The 19,256-nt window shown below is 44.1% G+C and carries 20 protein-coding genes and 1 pseudogene; 5 read left to right on the forward strand and 16 right to left on the reverse strand.

The window, feature by feature from the left end:
* Positions 1–67 precede the first annotated feature (67 nt).
* Positions 68–844: a 3-hydroxybutyrate dehydrogenase gene (locus tag ACXAEY_RS16300; RefSeq protein ID WP_474813399.1), complete on the forward strand. Its 777-nt coding sequence runs from the start codon at positions 68–70 to the stop codon at positions 842–844.
* 63 nt (positions 845–907) lie between these two features.
* Here the strand turns inward: ACXAEY_RS16300 and ACXAEY_RS16305 are convergent, their stop codons facing one another.
* The 12 genes from ACXAEY_RS16305 to ACXAEY_RS16360 all read right to left on the reverse strand — a co-directional run bounded on the left by ACXAEY_RS16305 (position 908) and on the right by ACXAEY_RS16360 (position 13,383).
* Positions 908–1,732: a DUF4037 domain-containing protein gene (locus ACXAEY_RS16305; protein WP_474813401.1), complete on the reverse strand. Its 825-nt coding sequence runs from the start codon at positions 1,730–1,732 to the stop codon at positions 908–910.
* Between the two features lie 22 nt (positions 1,733–1,754).
* The gene (locus ACXAEY_RS16310; RefSeq protein ID WP_474813403.1) at positions 1,755–2,333 is read right to left on the reverse strand and encodes a histidine phosphatase family protein; all 579 of its coding nucleotides are present in this window, start codon (positions 2,331–2,333) and stop codon (positions 1,755–1,757) included.
* A gap of 23 nt (positions 2,334–2,356) precedes the next feature.
* The gene (locus ACXAEY_RS16315; RefSeq protein ID WP_474813406.1) at positions 2,357–3,628 is read right to left on the reverse strand and encodes an MFS transporter; all 1,272 of its coding nucleotides are present in this window, start codon (positions 3,626–3,628) and stop codon (positions 2,357–2,359) included.
* Between the two features lie 59 nt (positions 3,629–3,687).
* Positions 3,688–4,824: a winged helix-turn-helix domain-containing protein gene (locus ACXAEY_RS16320; protein WP_474813408.1), complete on the reverse strand. Its 1,137-nt coding sequence runs from the start codon at positions 4,822–4,824 to the stop codon at positions 3,688–3,690.
* 14 nt (positions 4,825–4,838) lie between these two features.
* Positions 4,839–5,348, reverse strand: coding sequence for a GNAT family N-acetyltransferase (locus ACXAEY_RS16325; protein WP_474813410.1), 510 nt, complete (start codon positions 5,346–5,348; stop codon positions 4,839–4,841).
* On the reverse strand, positions 5,348–5,704 hold the full coding sequence (locus tag ACXAEY_RS16330; RefSeq protein ID WP_474813413.1) for a glyoxalase superfamily protein: 357 nt from the start codon (positions 5,702–5,704) through the stop codon (positions 5,348–5,350). The genes ACXAEY_RS16325 and ACXAEY_RS16330 overlap by 1 nt, the downstream gene beginning before the upstream one ends.
* A 26-nt stretch (positions 5,705–5,730) precedes the next feature.
* The gene (locus ACXAEY_RS16335) at positions 5,731–6,984 is read right to left on the reverse strand and encodes an MDR family MFS transporter (protein WP_474813414.1); all 1,254 of its coding nucleotides are present in this window, start codon (positions 6,982–6,984) and stop codon (positions 5,731–5,733) included.
* A gap of 144 nt (positions 6,985–7,128) precedes the next feature.
* A complete protein-coding gene (locus ACXAEY_RS16340) occupies positions 7,129–9,012 on the reverse strand; it encodes a M48 family metallopeptidase (RefSeq protein WP_474813417.1) in 1,884 nt (627 codons plus the stop codon).
* Positions 9,013–9,112: 100 nt separating this feature from the next.
* The gene (locus tag ACXAEY_RS16345) at positions 9,113–11,029 is read right to left on the reverse strand and encodes an endonuclease MutS2 (RefSeq protein ID WP_474813420.1); all 1,917 of its coding nucleotides are present in this window, start codon (positions 11,027–11,029) and stop codon (positions 9,113–9,115) included.
* A 361-nt stretch (positions 11,030–11,390) separates the two neighbouring features.
* A complete protein-coding gene (locus tag ACXAEY_RS16350) occupies positions 11,391–11,603 on the reverse strand; it encodes a hypothetical protein (RefSeq protein WP_474813423.1) in 213 nt (70 codons plus the stop codon).
* Positions 11,604–11,693: 90 nt separating this feature from the next.
* The gene (locus ACXAEY_RS16355) at positions 11,694–12,863 is read right to left on the reverse strand and encodes a hypothetical protein (protein WP_474813425.1); all 1,170 of its coding nucleotides are present in this window, start codon (positions 12,861–12,863) and stop codon (positions 11,694–11,696) included.
* A gap of 19 nt (positions 12,864–12,882) precedes the next feature.
* Positions 12,883–13,383 (reverse strand): GrpB family protein, encoded by a 501-nt coding sequence (locus tag ACXAEY_RS16360; RefSeq protein ID WP_474813426.1) that lies wholly within the window; start codon positions 13,381–13,383, stop codon positions 12,883–12,885.
* Positions 13,384–13,521: 138 nt separating this feature from the next.
* On the opposite strand from ACXAEY_RS16360, the gene ACXAEY_RS16365 reads away from it, so the two are divergent.
* Positions 13,522–13,917, forward strand: coding sequence for an ion channel (locus ACXAEY_RS16365; protein ID WP_474813428.1), 396 nt, complete (start codon positions 13,522–13,524; stop codon positions 13,915–13,917).
* Positions 13,918–13,996: 79 nt separating this feature from the next.
* Here ACXAEY_RS16365 and ACXAEY_RS16370 read toward each other — a convergent pair.
* Together ACXAEY_RS16370 and ACXAEY_RS16375 are read right to left on the reverse strand one after the other, a co-directional pair.
* Positions 13,997–14,875, reverse strand: a pseudogene (locus tag ACXAEY_RS16370) (IS3 family transposase); the annotation flags it as partial.
* An 11-nt stretch (positions 14,876–14,886) separates the two neighbouring features.
* Positions 14,887–15,207 carry a transposase gene (locus tag ACXAEY_RS16375; protein WP_474813394.1) on the reverse strand — a complete coding sequence of 107 codons (321 nt, stop codon included), beginning with the start codon at positions 15,205–15,207 and terminating at the stop codon, positions 14,887–14,889.
* A 202-nt stretch (positions 15,208–15,409) separates the two neighbouring features.
* On the opposite strand from ACXAEY_RS16375, the gene ACXAEY_RS16380 reads away from it, so the two are divergent.
* From ACXAEY_RS16380 to ACXAEY_RS16390, 3 genes are all read left to right on the forward strand, one after another.
* Positions 15,410–16,654 (forward strand): YeeE/YedE family protein, encoded by a 1,245-nt coding sequence (locus ACXAEY_RS16380; protein WP_474813429.1) that lies wholly within the window; start codon positions 15,410–15,412, stop codon positions 16,652–16,654.
* Between the two features lie 108 nt (positions 16,655–16,762).
* A complete protein-coding gene (locus ACXAEY_RS16385) occupies positions 16,763–16,897 on the forward strand; it encodes a hypothetical protein (protein WP_474813431.1) in 135 nt (44 codons plus the stop codon).
* A 155-nt stretch (positions 16,898–17,052) separates the two neighbouring features.
* Complete coding sequence (locus ACXAEY_RS16390) at positions 17,053–17,961, forward strand: DMT family transporter (protein WP_474813433.1); 909 nt, start codon at positions 17,053–17,055, stop codon at positions 17,959–17,961.
* Between the two features lie 52 nt (positions 17,962–18,013).
* On the opposite strand, the gene ACXAEY_RS16395 is transcribed toward ACXAEY_RS16390, so the two are convergent.
* Both ACXAEY_RS16395 and ACXAEY_RS16400 read right to left on the reverse strand, forming a co-directional pair.
* The gene (locus ACXAEY_RS16395; protein ID WP_474813434.1) at positions 18,014–18,229 is read right to left on the reverse strand and encodes a hypothetical protein; all 216 of its coding nucleotides are present in this window, start codon (positions 18,227–18,229) and stop codon (positions 18,014–18,016) included.
* A 96-nt stretch (positions 18,230–18,325) separates the two neighbouring features.
* Positions 18,326–19,234 (reverse strand): EamA family transporter, encoded by a 909-nt coding sequence (locus ACXAEY_RS16400; protein WP_474813436.1) that lies wholly within the window; start codon positions 19,232–19,234, stop codon positions 18,326–18,328.
* Between the last annotated feature and the right edge of the window lie 22 nt (positions 19,235–19,256).

Below are 19,256 nucleotides of genomic sequence, written 5' to 3' on the forward strand. Positions count from 1 at the left end.
CTTTAGTGAAATCAATGCGATTGGGTAATATAAGAAAGTATATCTGAAATAAAGGAGGTTCATGACAATGTTAGACGGTAAAGTAGCATTGATCACAGGGTCAGGTCAGGGAATTGGACTTGAAATTGCAACGGAATTCGCAAAAGCTGGCGCGAAAGTAATGTTAAACGACATCAACGAGGATACGTTAAACGAGTCGATCAAAGCATTAACAGATGAAGGTCTTACCGTGGATGGAGTGATAGCGAACGTTGCGAAGGAAGAAGACGTGAAGAATGCGATCGAAAAGACGGTCGAGAAATTCGGACGCCTCGACATTCTTGTTAACAACGCTGGTATCCAACACGTTGCACCCGTCGAAGAATTCCCAAGCGAGAAGTTTGACCTTATTCTCGACATCATGTTGAAAGGTCCTTTCTACGGAATCAAGTACGCTTTCCCGATTATGAAGGAACAAGGGTACGGACGCATCTTAAACATGGCTTCCATCAATGGACTCATCGGGTTCGCTGGAAAAGCGGGCTACAACAGTGCTAAGCATGGCGTCATCGGTCTAACAAAGGTTGCAGCTCTAGAAGGTGCTGACTCAGGCGTTAACGTGAACGCGATCTGCCCGGGGTATGTGGACACACCTCTTGTTCAAAACCAGCTTGAAGACATTGCAAAAACGCGAAATATCGAAAAAGACAAAGCACTAGACGAAGCGATCTTATCGAATGTTCCACAAAAACGACTCATTCAAGTACAAGAAGTAGCAGATTACTCGATCTTTCTCTGTAGTGATAAAGCAAAGAGTATCACTGGACAAGCCGCAGTTATTGACGGCGGATATACTGCACAATAATACTCCAACCAAAAAAACCATCGTAACCCGATGGTTTTTTCGTATTTACATCTATTAAATAATTTACTTCACATACCCAACATGCTTCTTCTGTTCACTGATCTCAAGCCCAGGATGATGGTACTCTACTAGCTCAAATACCTCTTCAACCAATCGCTCTAACTCGTCGATTCCCTTTTCTGGGTCTCCGATCAAACAGTAGGTCAACCGTTCATGGAGGTCGTCAGGCTTGATCTTCATCTCTTCGATCGACACGTGCATCCACTTAAATGCAGGGTGGTGAACATACATCTGATTAAGACCGAACAGCACCCCTAACAGATTCTTCTCCACACCACACATCACATTATACAGCATCAGCCAGTCTTTTCGTTTCAACAGCGCTTTTCGATTGTTCCACCGATTACTGAGCCATAGGTTTTCTGAAATCATGCTTTCAGAGAGCGCTTCTGGATATGCAGCAGCTTTCGTTTTCAAACCCTTAACTTTCACTTCCCCATATAACCCAACTCCATATTGAACGGAAGCAACGATACACTGCTTATCATAGTCCGTTTCGTACCGCTCGACGACATCTGAAAGAAACCGTTCGATCGTTTCATCTAAAAAGCTGCTGATCTCAAACTTAACCCCGTCTGGATCCAAGTAAGCCTCAGACCACTCCTCGTCTTCATAAGGGTGAAACGATAAAAGAGTGCCACCGATCTGTTCGATAGGATTTTTTCGATCATCATCTGTCGGAGGGCAAGACCATAGGATATGGAGTTCAATATCTGAGTGCTCATCATGTAAATTCTTCGATACCGACCCAGCAAGGATTACTGCTTCCACGTTCTTATTTTCATGATAAATAGCTGCCATTTCTTTTGCTCTATTCTCTAGATTCATTTCTTCCTCCTAATGTCTATTCTTACGTCAATTCTTCCTTCAACCATCCTGCGTCTTTCGGAAAATCTCCTCGCGACAAACGCTGCCCAGTAATCAACTCCCGATACGATGTGATCGTTCCGTCATGTGACACAACGAAGATTCTCCCCTTCTTACGTGACTTGCACCAATCCAAAAATGCCTCCCCTAACTCTTTGAACGTTTCGGGTGATGTCTTGTTTATCCCATCACTCCAAACCACTTCAGAAGCATGATCGTCCAGTCTGAATGTAGGATACTCTCCTTTAATTACTGAGCGATCCAGTATCACATCACATGGGAGGGTGTGCCAGCTGGATTTTTGAGGAAACATCCGCGGGGCTACAAGAGGACTGGCAATCCTCTCGCATAAAATGCGTTCGCTCCAAATCGACGCAGTTTCAAGCGTTCTCCTAACGGGACTACATACGATCATATCGTTATCCGTCAAAGGAATGCTCTGCCTTAATTTCTTTGCCTGTTCAATACCATTCTTAGTGAGCGATGGGTCATTTAGCTCCAAACTAGCCGGTGTGTTTAGCGTGTGCTCACCCTGACCATGTCGTACAAAAAATAGTTCCATGATTGACTCCTTTCGCTTTCCCATTACGTATGAAATGAGCGTTCTACCGTTGCATCACGTTCTGATTCTCTCTTAGAACGAGTATTCCATATAACATTTTGAAAAAGAACCCCGATCACCCCAATAAGCGTCAAGCCTATCCCGATCACTTTAAATGCAGCCAACACACCAACCTGCTCGATCAACATGCCGCCAAGTAACGGCCCAGCGATAAACAGAATACTCAGCGTTGAATCCACAATACCCGAAACTCTTCCGATCGCTTCCTTCGGTGGCTCCTTCTGAATAAGGTAATGAACTGCGGTGAAGATGATGCCGTTCCCGATTCCTCCAACTAGCGCAAGTGAAATCGCTAGGACGAGCACCTGATACTCTCCGAGAAAGCCCATCCCGAACGTCATCAGACCGATCAAGAGGCTCCCCACACCAAAATACCAGCCATACCTTTTGATTCCATCCATTTTATTCAGAAGGAGCACGACAAGTAAGGAGCCGCCTCCGATCGCTGCAATGACGAAGCCCGTAATCTCTTCATCATCTGGAAACACCTCGCTAAAAAGCGTCACAAATTGAGCATCGATCATTTGAATCACGAGCGTGCTCACAACTCCAAACGAGATACTCGCCGTGAGGATCCTACTTTGAAAAACGATGTGCCACCCTTCTTTCCATGACTCGAAAAACCCTGCACCTTTCATCGAACGAAATCCCTCTTCGATCAAAGCCTCCTCTTTTTTCACCGTGATCTTCATCAATATAACCCCTGATAGCGCAAAGGAAAAAGCGTTAAGAGCAATCGACGCATTTGCAGATAAAACTCCTGCAACCGCTCCACCTAGAAGCGGACCGACCACCTTCACGAGCTGAAACAAACTTCCGTTGATCGTGACCGCCTTCATGATATCTTCTTCATCAACGATCCTTCTCATCAACCCTTGCTGCGCCGGTAAGCTGACGACTCCTACCGTGTTCCGGAGTAACAGGACCGGCAATGCAAAGAGTGGAGATGTCGTCAAAATCAGCGCAATCGTCAAGATCGCCCGGATCCAATCTGAATAGATGAGCACCTTCACTTTGTCTCTCCTGTCGACAAACACCCCAGCGAACTGTCCTAGCAGAATACTAGGAATCGCGTACATCACAGGAATGAGGGCAATCACGATTGGATCCGCCTTCCACGTATACCGAAACAAAATAAGGACTGCGACAAAATCAAACCAGTTCCCAAAGTTCGAAAGCATATTCGCAGTAAAAAACCTTACAAAATTTCCGTCTTTCCATAGCGATTTCTTCATATAAAAACCTCCTAAGTAACGTTCACTTAGGAGTATAACGAGTGATTATCAGAGGAATATCAGAGGGACGAAAGATGGTCATCCAACAGCTTTCTGATTTTCGGTTCAAGATCAGAAAGCTTGTATTCTTCCGCATACGCTTCCCACATGTTCTCGAATTGCTCTAACGCTTCAACTTTAAAAACATCTCTAAAATACCGAATCGTCATCAAGCTGATAAAGATTCCAGGCACATATTTCGCCTCTTTAAAAAGCTGAATACCCTCAAGAAAATGACTTTCTGCTTCCTCACCAAAAGCAAGACACTGAACCCCTCTTAAGATCGAAAAGCTCGCTCGTTCTCTTGAAAAAGGATACCGAAGAAGGAGCTCCTCCATCTCATGGATCTTCTTCTGTATTACTGAACGTTCTTGCTTTTTTACAAGAGCGAGATAGCTTTCCGTTAACGCAATCAACGGAATGAACCCTTCTAGCTTCTTTTCATGCACTTCTTTTTTCGATGTGATGAGCAGTTCTGCGGCTTCATCATGTTGTCCTGTAAAAAGAAGGAGTGACAGACGGTTCAAGAGTCGAATTTCTAAACGGTGATGCTCAGGTAAAGCTTTTGCCTTCAACGCTTTTGTAAAGAACTCGAGGCTCTTCTTTTTATCACGCGTCGTGTAAGAATAAATATGTAGAAGGTAATAACACTTTTCCCAGAATGGATCTTCCTGCGTTTGGAACGACTGAAACTCCCCCTTCATAAACCGAAGATACAGCTTGCTTTGAAGATCGAGTTCGAAGCCGAACACCGCCTGATTTTCCTCAAGCAGCTTCAGCGCATCTCCCTGTCCATAAAGATGGTACTTATGAAAAAGCGTCTTCACATTCGAAGACACTTCTTCATCCTTAAGCAAAGGGCTATGCATTTCTTTATGAACCTTCAGCCGGTATCCCTGTCCCCTAACCGTTTCAATGGTGAAAACGGAGGACAGCGGAGAAAGTTTTTTTCTCAACCGATACACGTGATCATCGACGGTCCGGTCTGTTGGTGCTTCCATCGCCCACACCGCATCAAGGAGTTCGTCTCTACTAAACACACGGTTCTCACGTTCGTATAAGTAGCGGAATAACTGATACTCTTTTGGCAGCAGGGTAACCTCTTCAGACCCATACCTCACTTTCAGATCACCTTTTTGTAATTGAATGTTTCCCATCCTCTCACCTTCGCTTAGTTGTTTTCACTCCACATATAATAAACGAAATTCATCGTTTCTCCGTTCATGCTAAAGCTTTCATCGTCGAAACCAACACATCTGAACCCATTCTTCTCTAACACTTTTTGTGATGCAATGTTGTTTGACGTCGTTTTCGCATGAATTTGTTCTACACCCGTCCCTTTCACTTCTTCCATCAATGCTTTCAACGCTTGTTTTGCTACTCCCTTGCCAGCGTGATCACGACCAATTCGGTATCCAAGATCGCCATGCATCTTTTCATCAACCGAAATGTTCATTCGCCCTACAATGTGTCCCTCTTGATTTCTTACTAAGTAAAAAGCAGAATTCCCTCTACTTTGTTCCGATAGGAGCGATTCATGCCTTGTTAGAAAACCATCAAACTTGTAATAATCCTCTCCTCGAGTCGGGACCATCTCTTCAAAATAAGCTCTGTTTTCCATTTCAAAGCGAAACAAATCCTCTGCATCCGTTTCGCTCAATTTCGTTAGAGCAATTTCCATTACTCTTCTACACCTTCATAGAAAATAATCCGGTTCGAAAATGGATCGACGATCGTCATCTCGATTGTGCCCCACGGTTTCTTCTCTACCTTTGGGTTAGAGAATGGATAGTCCTTGCTATGGAGCAGCGCATGATAGCTTTCAAGATCACTCTTTTTCACCCGGACGGCTCCACCCGGCGAAGCGTCTCCGTAATGCTCGGATAAATGAATCGCAGCATCATCCATCGACACCTGCACGTACAGAGGCATGTTGTCCGCAAATCGATGCTCCCAGTCTACTTGAAAACCTAGAAAGTCTACATAGAAGGCATACGCTTTTTCACTATCAAAAATTCGAAAGATCGGTGTGATCATATTGAATCATCCTTTCTACCAATTTTTTATACAGCCTGCTTCATCTCGGCTATCTCCCTACGCTTATCGAGAGCTGGGGTAATGAGATGATAGATTAGTGTTCCTAGTAATCCGATACCAAGTATGGTCCAAGCCATCACAACGGATGGGAGGATTGCCCCGATTGTCACGGTCAATGAAGCGATCAACATCGATAGGTTAAATTTCAACCCGTTGAACGCCATGTATGAGCTCCTCGCATCGTCTGGTGGGATGGAAGCCATATACGACTGTTCCACAGGCACTCGAAACACTTCCCCAATTGTCAAAATCGCCATCATCACAAACAAGATTACGAGGTTGTTTGAATAAGCGAGTGCACCGTACCCCGCCGTAAACATCAAGCAGCTCAATACGAGAACGGATTTGTCTTGAAGTTTGTGAGGAATACGCGTGACGAACAACATCAACACGACGACGAGGATCGTATTTTCACTTCGAAGAAATCCCATCGTTTTTACACCGTCAACTTCCCATAGAAGAAACTGCTGCGTCTCCATTTCTTCACTGAGTCGAATGCCGATATAGTTCGTAAGTTGAAATTCTAGCGAGAGGATTAAAACTCCTGCAATCGTGAAGAGGACGAACAACTTATCGCTCAGTACACTTTTATAAGTAGCGAACAGCTGAAGGATATGCTGATGCGGCTTCACGCTAGAAGCCGTCGGGACGTAACTTTCATCGATGAAAAATGCGATCATGATGACGACGATCGCCGCTGAAACGCTCAGTCCCATGAATAACTGAAACAAGTAATCTTTGAAAAGGAACGCTCCAATAATCCCGCCGATCGCGATGGACAAGTTGTTTGCCCAGTACGTGATGGAATACATTAATTTTCGTTGCGGCGGCGTACTCACATCGATCAGCATCGCCTGGTTAGCAGGACCTGCTAGTCCCCAGCTGATGCTGTTTACCGTCATCATCGCAAACGTGATCGTAGGTGACTCAAACCATGGTGAATTACAAACCATCATCGTTGTAAACGCAAAGAACCTGAGCGTTTCCGCAATGAGCATGATCCTCTTCCGACCGAATTGATCGCCGAAATAGCCCCCTACGAACGTGATGCCAATTCCGACGAACACGTTGATGAGTAGCAGCATTCCCGCAATCTTCGCACCGAAGTGTACGGCCAAATAGATCGACATAAACGGAAAGATCATACTGCCGATAAAGCGACTAATAAACGATTCGATGATCCGAATCTTAATGTTCTTATGAAAATCTCTAAACCTCATCTTAACCTTCTTTCTACTTCTTCAAATCTTGCGGTCTTTCCACTGGAAAAAGTTGATAATTGTAGTTTACCAAACTTTTAGACTATTAAAAGTAGTAAAAAATAAAAAGAGCTTCGAAGCACACTGCTTCAAAGCTCTTTCACCTTACCCAACTGAAGGCATAGGCTCAATGAATTTCTTCCCTTTTTCATAGATAACACTCTTAGGGTGTTCGGAGACCGCCCGCTTCATCGGTTTGTTTCCGTTCGTTACTTGTACGAGGATCTCTTCGTCCGCTTCTAGCTCTTCACAAACCCGTTCGATAAACGCGCTTCGTTTTCTATTCGTGAGATAAGATTCTTCTAGCTCAATCGTTAACACGTACACTTTTTGATCAGGGAAGTGCGTGACTACTTTTTCAAGTAAGTGAGCGACTTTTACCTGTGGAAACATTCGAAGGTACTGTGAGAGCATTCGGATGACCTCACTTTTCACAACTGGCAGACGATACGCATCATCAGGTCTCACTTCGCTCCGTTCCTCGTCCGCTTTCTCGACGAGGTCGCTCCATTCCGCTGCACGTTGATCAAGTGCTTCGATCTCACTATAAAGCCCTTTCGATTCATAGTACCTAGCCATGAGGGAAAGCGCATCAAAGCCGACACGATAGTCTCGTTTGATCGCTTCCTCTAACCATTCTAAGCATTTCACGTTTTCATCTTCGCAGTAAGCGTTCCCTAACCCCATCAAAACCGATACGTTCGACTTCGTCTCAGGGAACTTTTCCAACAATTGTTCATAGATCGGTACAGCCTTTTTCGTTCCATACACATCTTCAAATAGCGTCGCTCGTTTGATCGCGTCGTCTACTGAGAGTGTCGGGTTAGACCCTAACTCTTCTAACTCAAGCTTGAGCTGCTGTTTCTCATACTTACGCTCTTTCCAATCTTCTTTCTCCACTCGAACGAAAACATCATCAAAGTACTCAATAAAATGGTCCTTATCTTCTAAATAAAGCTCAGCTGCCGGATAGGTGACGATCGGAACCTGACTCACCTCGACTTCTAACTTGTTGAGCCGCTCAGAAAGGGATGGATGCGTATCATTGATCGAGGCCACACGCTTCATCGCCTTCATCAACACACTCTCTTGCCGAACCGGATCGTGATGATCCAACACGTCTTGCACCCGAGCGAACGGACGTGGACACTCTTTTTCTTCTAAGCCTTTGTCATATAACGTCTCCCAGAACTCATCGTATCGCTCTGCTTTGATTTCTGTGATCACTAACGCTTCAGCAACGGCATGTGGATCCGTATAGTGACTCGAAAAGCAGTCGGCTTCATGCTCTTCTTGTTTCGCTAATGCATGAGAGTAAGCATCGAACCGTGGGACAAACCAGCGAAAGAACCATCTGAACAAAAAGCCGCCCCACACTTCGGATTCTTCGAACTTATCCAAAAGGGTGATCCACGTTTCACGGACCCGATACAACCATGTTCCGAACTGTCCATCCTTATTCGCCAGATGGCCCATCTCATGAGCGATGATGGCATCGAGATGTTCGCGTGACAGTGCTTGCATGAGCGGTAGTCCGAGGACGAGATAATTCTTGTACCAGCCGAAAATACCGAGACGCGGATGCTGCACAACGCTTGCGTTATAGTGATTGGTCAACAGCACTTCATGAACCTGTTTCGTTTTGTATTTGTATTGAATCTCATTAATCGTCTTAAATAGTTCAGGCGCATCTTCCTCTGATAGCGTGACGCCTTCAGGATGATCGAATCGAACCCACAGCGCGCGGGACATGATGATACCTACAACCAATGTGATGATGCCAACTTTTATTCCGCCAAACGTAAAAGAGCCGCTAATAAAATTCACGATCGCAATCGAAAACAAGCTAAGGATGATTCCAAGCACTAAGAGCAGGTACCCATATCCAACTAATGAAAACGCTGCTACCTTCCTCCTGTATGCACTCGGATTTTGCTTCGCTTCGATCTCCTTCTCTTTAACGAGCTTTTCAAATTCCACATTCGTCATTCCGCTATCTCCCTCACCTTAATTGAGCTAATTATAGCAGGAGATTTCAGGAAAAAGATGGGCACTTTTACCCAACTCTATCGGGCGAAAACGAACTTTTTTAATCCTCGTCTTCAAGCGTCAGTCCCTCAACAAACTTACGATTCATCACCTTCTTCGTTTTTCGATATTCCTTGGACTTAAAGATGATATCAAAGTCATAATCCTCTGGGTAAAGATCGTTTGCCGAGATGTGCAGACGAAGCCGTTTATGATTATACGTTTTTTTCTCCCCTTGAACCTGTACGATGTAGTTGCCTAGATCATCAGGACCTTTATACACAATTCCCATTTCATCTGTTGCTTGAATGATCACGTTGTCTCCTTGCTCAAACAACGTCACTTCCGCTTTTTCTTCTTTTTTCACCGTTTTCCTACCATATCGATTCACCGTTACCTGCTGCTTGTAATCACTCGTCGAAAGCACATCTTTTTCTACTGTAAAATCCTGTTCTTCGTTATACGTGATCTTGCTCGCATGCTTTAAGATATCAGGATGAAGCCCGAGCTTATGCGCGATCGCGAAGGCCTGGCTCTTTCCAGTCGTGTCGAGGAGTAATTGATACGTCGGCTTCAAGGTTTCGAGATCGAATTCCATTGCACCGTTGATAAACCCTTCCTTCTCTTTCGCATACTGCTTCATCTCACTATAGTGCGTCGTCGCAAAAATCGTTGCACCTTTGGCTGCGAGCTGATCAAGGATTGCAGTTGCGAGTCCCATTCCTTCACCAGGGTCCGTACCAGAGCCGATTTCGTCTAGTAATAGAAGCGAATGGTCATTTGCTTTTCGTAAGATATCGATCAAGTTCACCATGCGCGAACTGAACGTGCTCAAGTTCTCTTCAAGACTCTGACCATCTCCAATATCAACGAAGATCTGCTGGTAAATTGGCAGCGTAGACGGTGCTTTCGTCGGAATCGGAATTCCGCACTGTGCCATCATGCAGAGCAGGCCGACCGTTTTCAACGTGACCGTCTTTCCACCCGTATTTGGTCCTGTAATGAGAAGCGCTTGTTCACCTTCAGTCATTTTTAGCGATAGTGGGACAGCTTTTTCACCTAAAAGCGGATGTTTTGCTGCTTTGATATCGATTGTGAAATCACTTGAGAAAACTGGGGTCTTCCCATCGATTCTCCGGCTATATTTTGCTTTTGCAAAAATGATGTCGTACTGATGCATCGTTTCTAACGCGATATTGATCTCACGCTCATATGCGAGCACTTCGCCCGTCAATCCGTAAAGGATCTGTTCGACTTCCTGCTCCTCCTGCAGAGCTAAGAGCTGCAGTTCATCATGGATCGCAGAAAGCTCATTCGGCTCGATGAAAAGCGTTGCACCTGATGATGATTGATCGATCACGCTACCCGCTACCTTCTTACGATACTCCCGTTTGATCGGTAACGTCTGGCGACCATTTTTCTCAACAGGACGTGCTTCTTGCATCCACTTCGCATATTTTTTCGCAAGCGTTTCAAGCCGCTCCTTCAGCTTCTCTTTCTTCACACTATGCTGCTTCCTGATCTTCAACAAATTTTTAGAGGCATGATCATCGACCTGGCCATGCTTGATCACCGCATGAATTTGATCCTCTAGTGAACTTAGATCCTCGATCGAATCAGCATACAAGCTTATTGTAGGTGCGACCGTACCTTTATCCTTCATGAATCGCTTCAGCTTCGTACAGTGCTCTAGAAATGAAACGACTTCTGTGAATTGAATCGCTCGAATGAAAAGTCCTTTTTTCCCCTGCTCGATCAAGAGCCCTATGTCGTTCAAGCTATGAAGCGGCACACTTCCACTCACGTTTAAAATCGCGACGCCTTCTTCAACCTCTTCTAGCCATCGTTCGATGATGCTCTGGTTAATTGATGGCTTCAAGTGTCGGATCGATTCTTTTCCTCTATTCGTTAAGGCGAATGTGCTGATCGCTTCGATGATTTCGTTGAATTCTAATGTTTCATATGTTTGTGTATTCATGTTCTCCTCCTATAAAAAAAGCCACGACAAGCTTATTAGCTCATCGTGGCTTATGATAAACAGATGGATTCCATACGAATCCCCTTTTTACCGCCCCGAGACATCAAAAAAGCTATGACTGAATAAGCCAGTCATAGCGTTCTATGATGAAGTTCAGCTATGCTTATGCTTGTTCTTAACTGCCCTGTTGATTCCATAACGAAGTAAACGTCCCTCAGGCACGTTTTTTCTTCATTACAACAGGTGCTATCCAATTTGTGGATTAGTTAAGAACAACCACACTCATACATCATTCTCCTATTCTTGTTTAGGCGGTAAAAAGTTCTGTTACTGACAATCATATGCGACACCAGCTCGTTTGTCAATTTGACGAGAGGAAGTAAACCTCTGCCAAATGCCACACGAACTGAATCCCAAGCATTAAGAAAAGAATAACGCCTGAAAAAAGAAAGATGTTGAACGCCCTCTTCCCTTCTTCTCTTTTCAAGGCATGTTCGATTCCAAACATCGTAAACAAAGAGGCTAACAACAGCGTCTTAATGGTCATACTTATGTTTAGTCTATCAATAAACAAATCATACATCCCCGCACTCATTGCAACGATTGCGAGAATGAGATTAACGGTTTTTAATACTAGAATGATGATTCCCCCTCGGTAATCGGACTAACGCATCCTTACCTCAATTACTTCTCTCGTCTCAACATTTAACGTGAATTCCATCGTGTGAGGCGCCTCTCCATACGCATGCTCAACCGTTACGTGCCAAATGGATTCATCTCTTTCAATCTCGACCCTCGGATTTTCTTTTAACGCTTCAACATATTCCCTTTCTGACACCTCTATTGTCTCACCGTCTCTTTTTAAAAAGTACTCCCCGTTTGTTTCGTGGGCGATCTGAAATCCACGATGCGCATTCAACCATTCATGAACATCAGAGGACGTTTCTCTCGCGACGCCAAGGACCGTTTCTTCCGTGACATCATGGTATCTTTCTAACACGTCAAAAAGGTAATGTTCATAAACGTCGCAATTAACTGTACAAACTTCAACGACGATCGCTTCAAAAGGTAAATCATCGTTCTCCACCTTATGTTTTCCAGCCGTATCGATGATGTATTTCTCCGCGTTTTCGACTGCGTACCCTTCGCGCTGACCTGATGAATGGAAGGTGTAGGAATGAGTATCTTCTCCCAGCATTCCCTTCTCAACCAGGTCGAGCTGAGCAAGAAAGAACTCCGCTTCCGTCAAAGCCGCTGCATTTGATACGACGTATGCTTCTTGTTCAAATCGTTTCCGTTTTACAATAAATTCTTCATCATCTTCAGATAGCGAAACATCGTAGTGGACCTCTTCAGGACCATACCCATCTATCATTTGCATGTCGAAGTCTTCAAGATCACCTTCACTACTAATCGTCATATCAAAACTTGTGATCTTCCCGTTAAACTGGCCGTCATCTAGTTCCTTTTGAATGTTCTTGAACTCGTCTACCAAACTACCACTATAAAAATTCGTATCCTGTACGGCTATGTTCCGCGGCCATTCATAGTAGGTTGTTTGAAGAAACGGCAGGAGAAGCGATAAACAAAAAACGAGGAGTCCAAAGAACGCAGCTCCTCTTTTTGCTTTAGCATTTGTTTTTAACGTTCTCATAAACAACAAGAAAATAATAAAACCGATCGGAAGGATAACACTTCCGATTTCTAACCTGAATTCACCTAATAACACGAGACCGACGATCTTCAAGAACAAATACGGCTCAGGTTCCTCCGCTTTACGATAAAATACGATCATCCCTACGATCGTCATGATAACTAACAACAAGTCGATCATTCTTTTTGCCTCTTCCCCCTTAAATGCCCTTCACAAGTATTCTATTGATAAATGGTTCTTTTTCTTTTGTATATGTAGGCCGATCATCTTTATATTTAAATGCCAGATGCTGTTTCAATGCTTCATATTCCTGTGCCGCATCTGGGTGAGCACGCAAATAATCGCGAAAAGCTAGCTTTTCTTTCCATTGAGATCCTTCGTATTCACATACGTGCACGTGTACCGTTCCTTTCCCCCACTCGCCTTTCCGGAAAAACCGTCTGTCGTCCAGTTCAGGTTTATGAACGTAAGCAAAACCAGCGCGTTCTAGCGGGTCCTTCATCGACTCGACCGCTTTCAAATCATGAACGCCGACCGCTATGTCGATGATCGGTTTTGCGGAAAGGCCCTCCACCGAAGTACTTCCGATATGTTCGATTGCGACAACCTCCACCGCCTGAAGGATAGTCTGCTTTTCCTTCTCATACTGTTTCGGCCAATTTTCATCGTATTCAACTAAATGAACAGTAGGTTTTATCATCGCGAGCCTCCTCTTTTAACTACAGGCGCCTACATAGATAGCAATATTTTACATAGTTCTTCCACTTATTTACCATAACACAAAAGAAGTTTACGTTACTGCGAAAAAGATAATTAAAAAGAGAACGGAGGTGAAATCATGTCGACATTTTTAATCGGAGCTACAATCGTTTTTATTGCAATCAATCTCTACTATTTCTTCACAAACAAAGCCTACCGTAAGAGCACGTTCAGTTCAGCTTTATTTCTTAAACTCGTTCTCGTTATGTTCAGTTTGCTGGTAGGTTTTGCGCTGATTTATTATCTTCTTTCGCTTCAAAGCGTCATCTTAGTGCAAAATTTATCTTCTATGAAGCCAATCGATATTACCTTTCTGAACTTGCTGTATTTCAGTGGTGAAACACTCGTTTCCGTTGGTTACGGTGACATGCTACCGGTCGGGCCAGCACGCTTCTTTGCTATTCTCGAATCGATGCTCGGCATCCTGCTCCCAACCGCCTACTTCATGAAGTCCCTGGACCTCTCGAAGAAATAGGGTGCCTTGGTGACAGTGCCTTGGTGACAGTGCCTGTGATTTAACCCCCTAAATATGGACACGGGCAAATTCCGAAATTTCAACTCGCATTTTTATAGCTCTTATAGAATTCTGACGGTGAAGCGAATCCAAGTTTTTCTTGGATTCGCTTTGTGTTGTAATAACGAATATATGATAGGCTGTTTCTTCGAAACGTGACACCATCAATCTTGGGATAGAAGCACGGGAATTCCACCTTAAGTTGAGAGAAAAAGCTCTCTATAACGGCATTATCCCAACAGTTTGCTTTACGTGACATACTTGGTGTGAAGCCCATTGTTTTACTTAACTGATTGTAGCGTAGAGAGCGATAAACACTGCCTTGATCACTATGAAGAAGAACACCAGATAAGCTTTTGAGTTTTCGTTTCTTTTGTGCTTCTTTTAATGTTGCCTCAATTAGATCCTGGTTCGGACTATCACTTAATTGGAAAGCAATCACTTCGCGATTAAATAGGTCCATCATCGTTGAGATGTACCATTTCTTATTTTCAATGACCACTTCTGTCATATCCGTTACCCACTTTTGGTTTGGATGCAACGCTTCAAACTGGCGGTTTAATAGGTTCTCATAAACGTAGCCACCTGCCAATACCTTCACTTGTTTGGTCGCTTTCTTTTTACGGACTGTAGCCTTAAGATTTGCTTCACGCATTAAACGAGCTACTTTCTTGTGGTTTACGATTCTAGCCTTCTTTCCTGTTTTCATATGCTTGGCTATGCGCTTGGCCCCATACGTACCGCGCCGAATGGCATAAATCCGTCTAATACGAGTGAGAAGCGTTTTATCTGAATCGTTGGCGACTTTTTTCGGTCGCTTCAAAGAAGCATAGTAACCACTACGCGATACGTTTAGTACTTGGCAAAGCAATCGAACAGGATAATTGGCTGAATCCTTCCTCAAGTAGGAAATCGCTGCGTACTTATTGCTTACTCGTTCTCTTTGAGAAAGGCCTGGAACTTTTTTAGGATTTCATTCTCCAACTCTTTTTCTTTCAATTTCTTCTCTAGTTCTTTAATCCGTTTGGCGTCAGCTAAACTACCCTGACCTTCCACTTTAGATCGTATCGTTCTGGAGGAATCCTTGAGTCCTTCGTCTCCCCATTTTTTATAGCGATGGAGCCAGTTATAAATTGAATCTGGGTTGAAACCAATCTCTTCTGCCACAACTCTGACAGGTTTATTTTCTTTTAGAACTTCATCAACAGCTCTTTTTCTTAATTCGAATGTAGAATGTGGTTTTCTCGCCATCAATTCTTTCCCCCTTAAACTCACTTGTGTCGTATCTTTATGATACCTCATGTGTCCACAATAAGGGGGTCGACCACTGGCACCACCCGCTTTTTGTCGTACACCTCGTTATAAGCGAAACGATTTACAAATCTGGTAAATCGTATTATGATACGTAAAGATTAATTCATACTAAACTTATAAGGATTGAGGTGTTTACTCAATGGAAGCAGCTGCAAACGTAAAGAAAAGACTATCAACAACGGTAGTAACACCGTTGAATCCTATACAGAAGCCGTTCGTTTCTTTAGGTATACTAGTTTCGATCATCCTGTTCACTGTAATCGTGATGACTGTTTCTTGGACACAAGGAGCGCTCTTTGTCATCGGGTTAGCGTTAGGGCTAACATTGTTACACGCACGGTTCGGCTTCACATCAGCATTTAGAAGATTAACATCTGTCGGAAACGTACAAGGGTTACAGGCACATCTATCGATGCTTGCCGTTGCGACGATACTATTTGGTATCATCCTTGCAACAGGATTTAGCTTCTCAGGAAACACACCAGCTGGGTATGTGTTCCCTGTTGGTGTCAGCGTTGTATTCGGTTCTTTCATTTTCGGAATCGGCATGCAGCTTGGAAATGGCTGTGCTTCAGGAACCCTTTATAATGTTGGCGGCGGAAACGCACCGCTCTTCCTAACACTAATCGGTTTTATTGTCGGTTCAACAATTGGCGCACTACACTTTCCATGGTGGACGAGTGAAGCGATGCCGAGTCTCGGTGCGATTTCACTCGCTGAAACTACCGGATTTGGCTATGTTGGAGGTGTGCTATTTCAACTTGCGATCTTTGCAGGTCTCTACGGCATCACTGTTCAAATTGCAAGGAAGAAGAACCCTCCTAGCATGAAGCCACTTCCTACGACGACAGGTATCAAAAAGCTCTTCCGAGGCTCATGGCCGCTACTTGTTGCGGCGATCGTGTTAGCAGTACTAAATGCGTTAACACTAGCGGTTCGCGGAAACCCATGGGGCATCACATCAGCATTCGCTCTCTGGGGATCAAAAGTACTCATGTTCTTTGGCGTCGATGTAAGCAGCTGGGGATACTGGGCTGGACGTACGCAGCAGCTAACGGATTCTGTGCTGTTCGACTCTACAAGCGTGATGAACTTCGGTATCATCCTTGGCGCATTTATCGCAGCAACGTCGCAAGGAACGTTCAAGCTAAAAGCGTTCACCCCTGGCGTGACGATGGCGGCATTGATCGGTGGTGTTATGATGGGATATGGCGCTCGCCTTGCATTCGGTTGTAACATCGGAGCTTACTTCGGAGGTATCGCATCGATGAGCCTACACGGATGGGTATGGATGATCATGGCACTTGCCGGGACTTACCTTGCCCTCTTCATAAGGCCGTTGTTTGGGTTGTCGAATCCAAGTCCAAAAGATTCGATCTGTTAACTTCACGGTGCTCTTCACAGTGCCTGTCACCACCCGGTTTTTGTCACAATTTGCGTATGTTCATCTCATCTTGGGTCATCCTAATCTTTAGAGGTGATCCTTGTGAAATTGAATAAGAAAAAATACGCAAATCAACCAGGTGCGATGAAAAAGTCTTACACGAACGAAGTTGACTTAGTCGACAACACGAATGAACATAAAAACCAAGAAGGTCGACTTGCAAAAACTAAAAAAAACAACTAACAAACGAAAGGCATAGCCAAACGAAGGCTATGCCTTTTCTATGTAAATCGATTCAAATTGATCTATACCATAAACTAAAAAAGCTATCACAATAATATAAACTTCTAGGCGATTCCTATGTTAGAATGAATGGATTAAAGATTGGAGGGATGTTGATGGAACAAAAATCAGCTTGGTTATTGATCGCAATCGGTGCTTCACTTTGGGGGATTATCGGCGTATTCGTTACATATCTTTATGAACTTGGCTTTACGCCGATTCAGGTGGTTGCGATCAGGGTGTTAACAGCTGCCATCTTCATGTCCTCTTACGTTTTATTTAAAAATCGGAAGTTATTCAGCATAAGGTTGAAGGATAGTCGATACTTCATCGGAACCGGAATCATCAGCATCGTGCTCTTCAACTGGTGCTTGTTCAGTTCGATGGAAGAATCATCGATCTCGATCGCGTTCATCTTACTTTATACTGCACCAGCATTCGTTACGATTTTATCACGCTTGCTATTCAAAGAAGCACTGACGTCTCGGAAGATGACGGCACTCTTGATTACGCTTGTCGGATGCTCACTCGTCATCGGAATCTTCTCAAGTTCATCTTCATCCATCTCACTCTACGGACTCATCCTTGGACTTGGCTCAGGCTTCTTCTATGCCCTATACAGCATATTCGGTAAGTTCGCTCTGAATAAATATGACTCGTTAACCGTAACAGTGTACACGTTTCTTTTTGCTACGATCGCCATCGTGCCTTTTAGCGGATTAGGATCAAAAATCGCTATGTTCACCAATCTAAACGTACTAGGCCTTATTATCGGACTTGGCTTTCTCTCAACGATGCTTCCGTTCATCTTTTATACGAAAGGCTTACAGCACGTGGAATCGAGCCGTGCTTCCATCATCGCGACGGTTGAACCAGTCGTCGCTTCGCTCGTCGGCTTCTTTATCTTCAACGAAACACTCTCGATGTGGCAATACATTGGGATGATCATGGTCATTAGCTCTGTCATTATCGTGCAGGAATCAAAGAAACAAAGCGCACCTCTCTATCACAACGCAGCTCAATAAAAAAAGAGCTTGAATGCATACCTGCATATCAAGCTCTTTTTTTATCATACGTTTACGTTTGACCGAAAGTAACCACGAGAAACAAAAGTCCCATCGTAATCAACACTAATAAACTCACAATAAACGTAACAACAGAAGCGAACATATACTTTCTTTTATTCGAATAATAAATCGCACTCGTGATCGCCACTAGAAAAAAGATTGGCGAAATCATAAAACCATACGAAAACATAGTTAACAAGGCGATTAATAAAAACAATAAAGGCACACCGTCTCAACTCCTATAACCCCACTTCCACCTAAGTCTAGCATAAATTAAGAGCGCCACCTTTTCAGGGAGGATCTTATTCGTTAAATGAGACGTCTACTTACTCAGAGCCGAACTAAAGCGTTGCTTACGATTCTCCACTCCGGATTCTTTGGAATAAAGAATTAATATCCCGATCCCTACTAATAAGAAAGAGATGCCCAGCCATGACGTTAGAGCAAGGCTTTCTCCAAGAACGAAGACGCCCAACAAGGCAGCCGTGAGGGGTTCACCCAATGCCAGGGTAACGGCCGTTGATGATGGGACGTTTACCATTCCCCTCGCAAACAAGAAATAAGCAAGGCCTGTTGCGATGATGCCGAGATGAAGGCTAACAGCCATCCCATTTCCTTCCGTGATCCACGATAGGTCATAAAGAAACAATAGTGGTGATAGGAAAATCGCGCTAAGCGAAAAGACTACGGCGACGATGGATAATGACGACTGGTTTTCGACTAGTTTTCTGCTAAAATGCGTATAACTCGCAAAAGAGAGCCCTGCCACCAACGCCATCACGATCCCGTATGGGTCAACCACGACTGCTTCTTTGTTGATAAAAAGCATACAGCACCCGACGATCGAAAGGATCGTCGAATACCACCATACTCGTGCAGGGCTTTTTTTCAAAAAGAGCCACTCGATTAACCCGGACAAAATTGGCGCACTCCCAATCGCAATGACCGTTCCGATCGCGACACCCGTCAACGTTACAGCGGAGAAAAAGAATGGTTGATAGCAGGCCATACAAAGGGATGCGAGCACCGTTTCTTTTATAGGCCAATTCTTTAATCTTAACTTACCTAAAAGAAGAACAATCAAAAGTAATGGGAGCCCGCCTAACGCTAAGCGGACGGCACCAATTACAACAGGATGAGCCGTTTCAGGAGCAAACGACTGTGCCGTTCCCGTTGTTCCCCACAAGATAGCCGCTAATAAAACTAAAAAAGGTGCGACCTTTTTTTCCATAACAATCACCTCAATAAAAAGA

This window comes from Anaerobacillus sp. ABA4_114, from assembly GCF_056159065.1.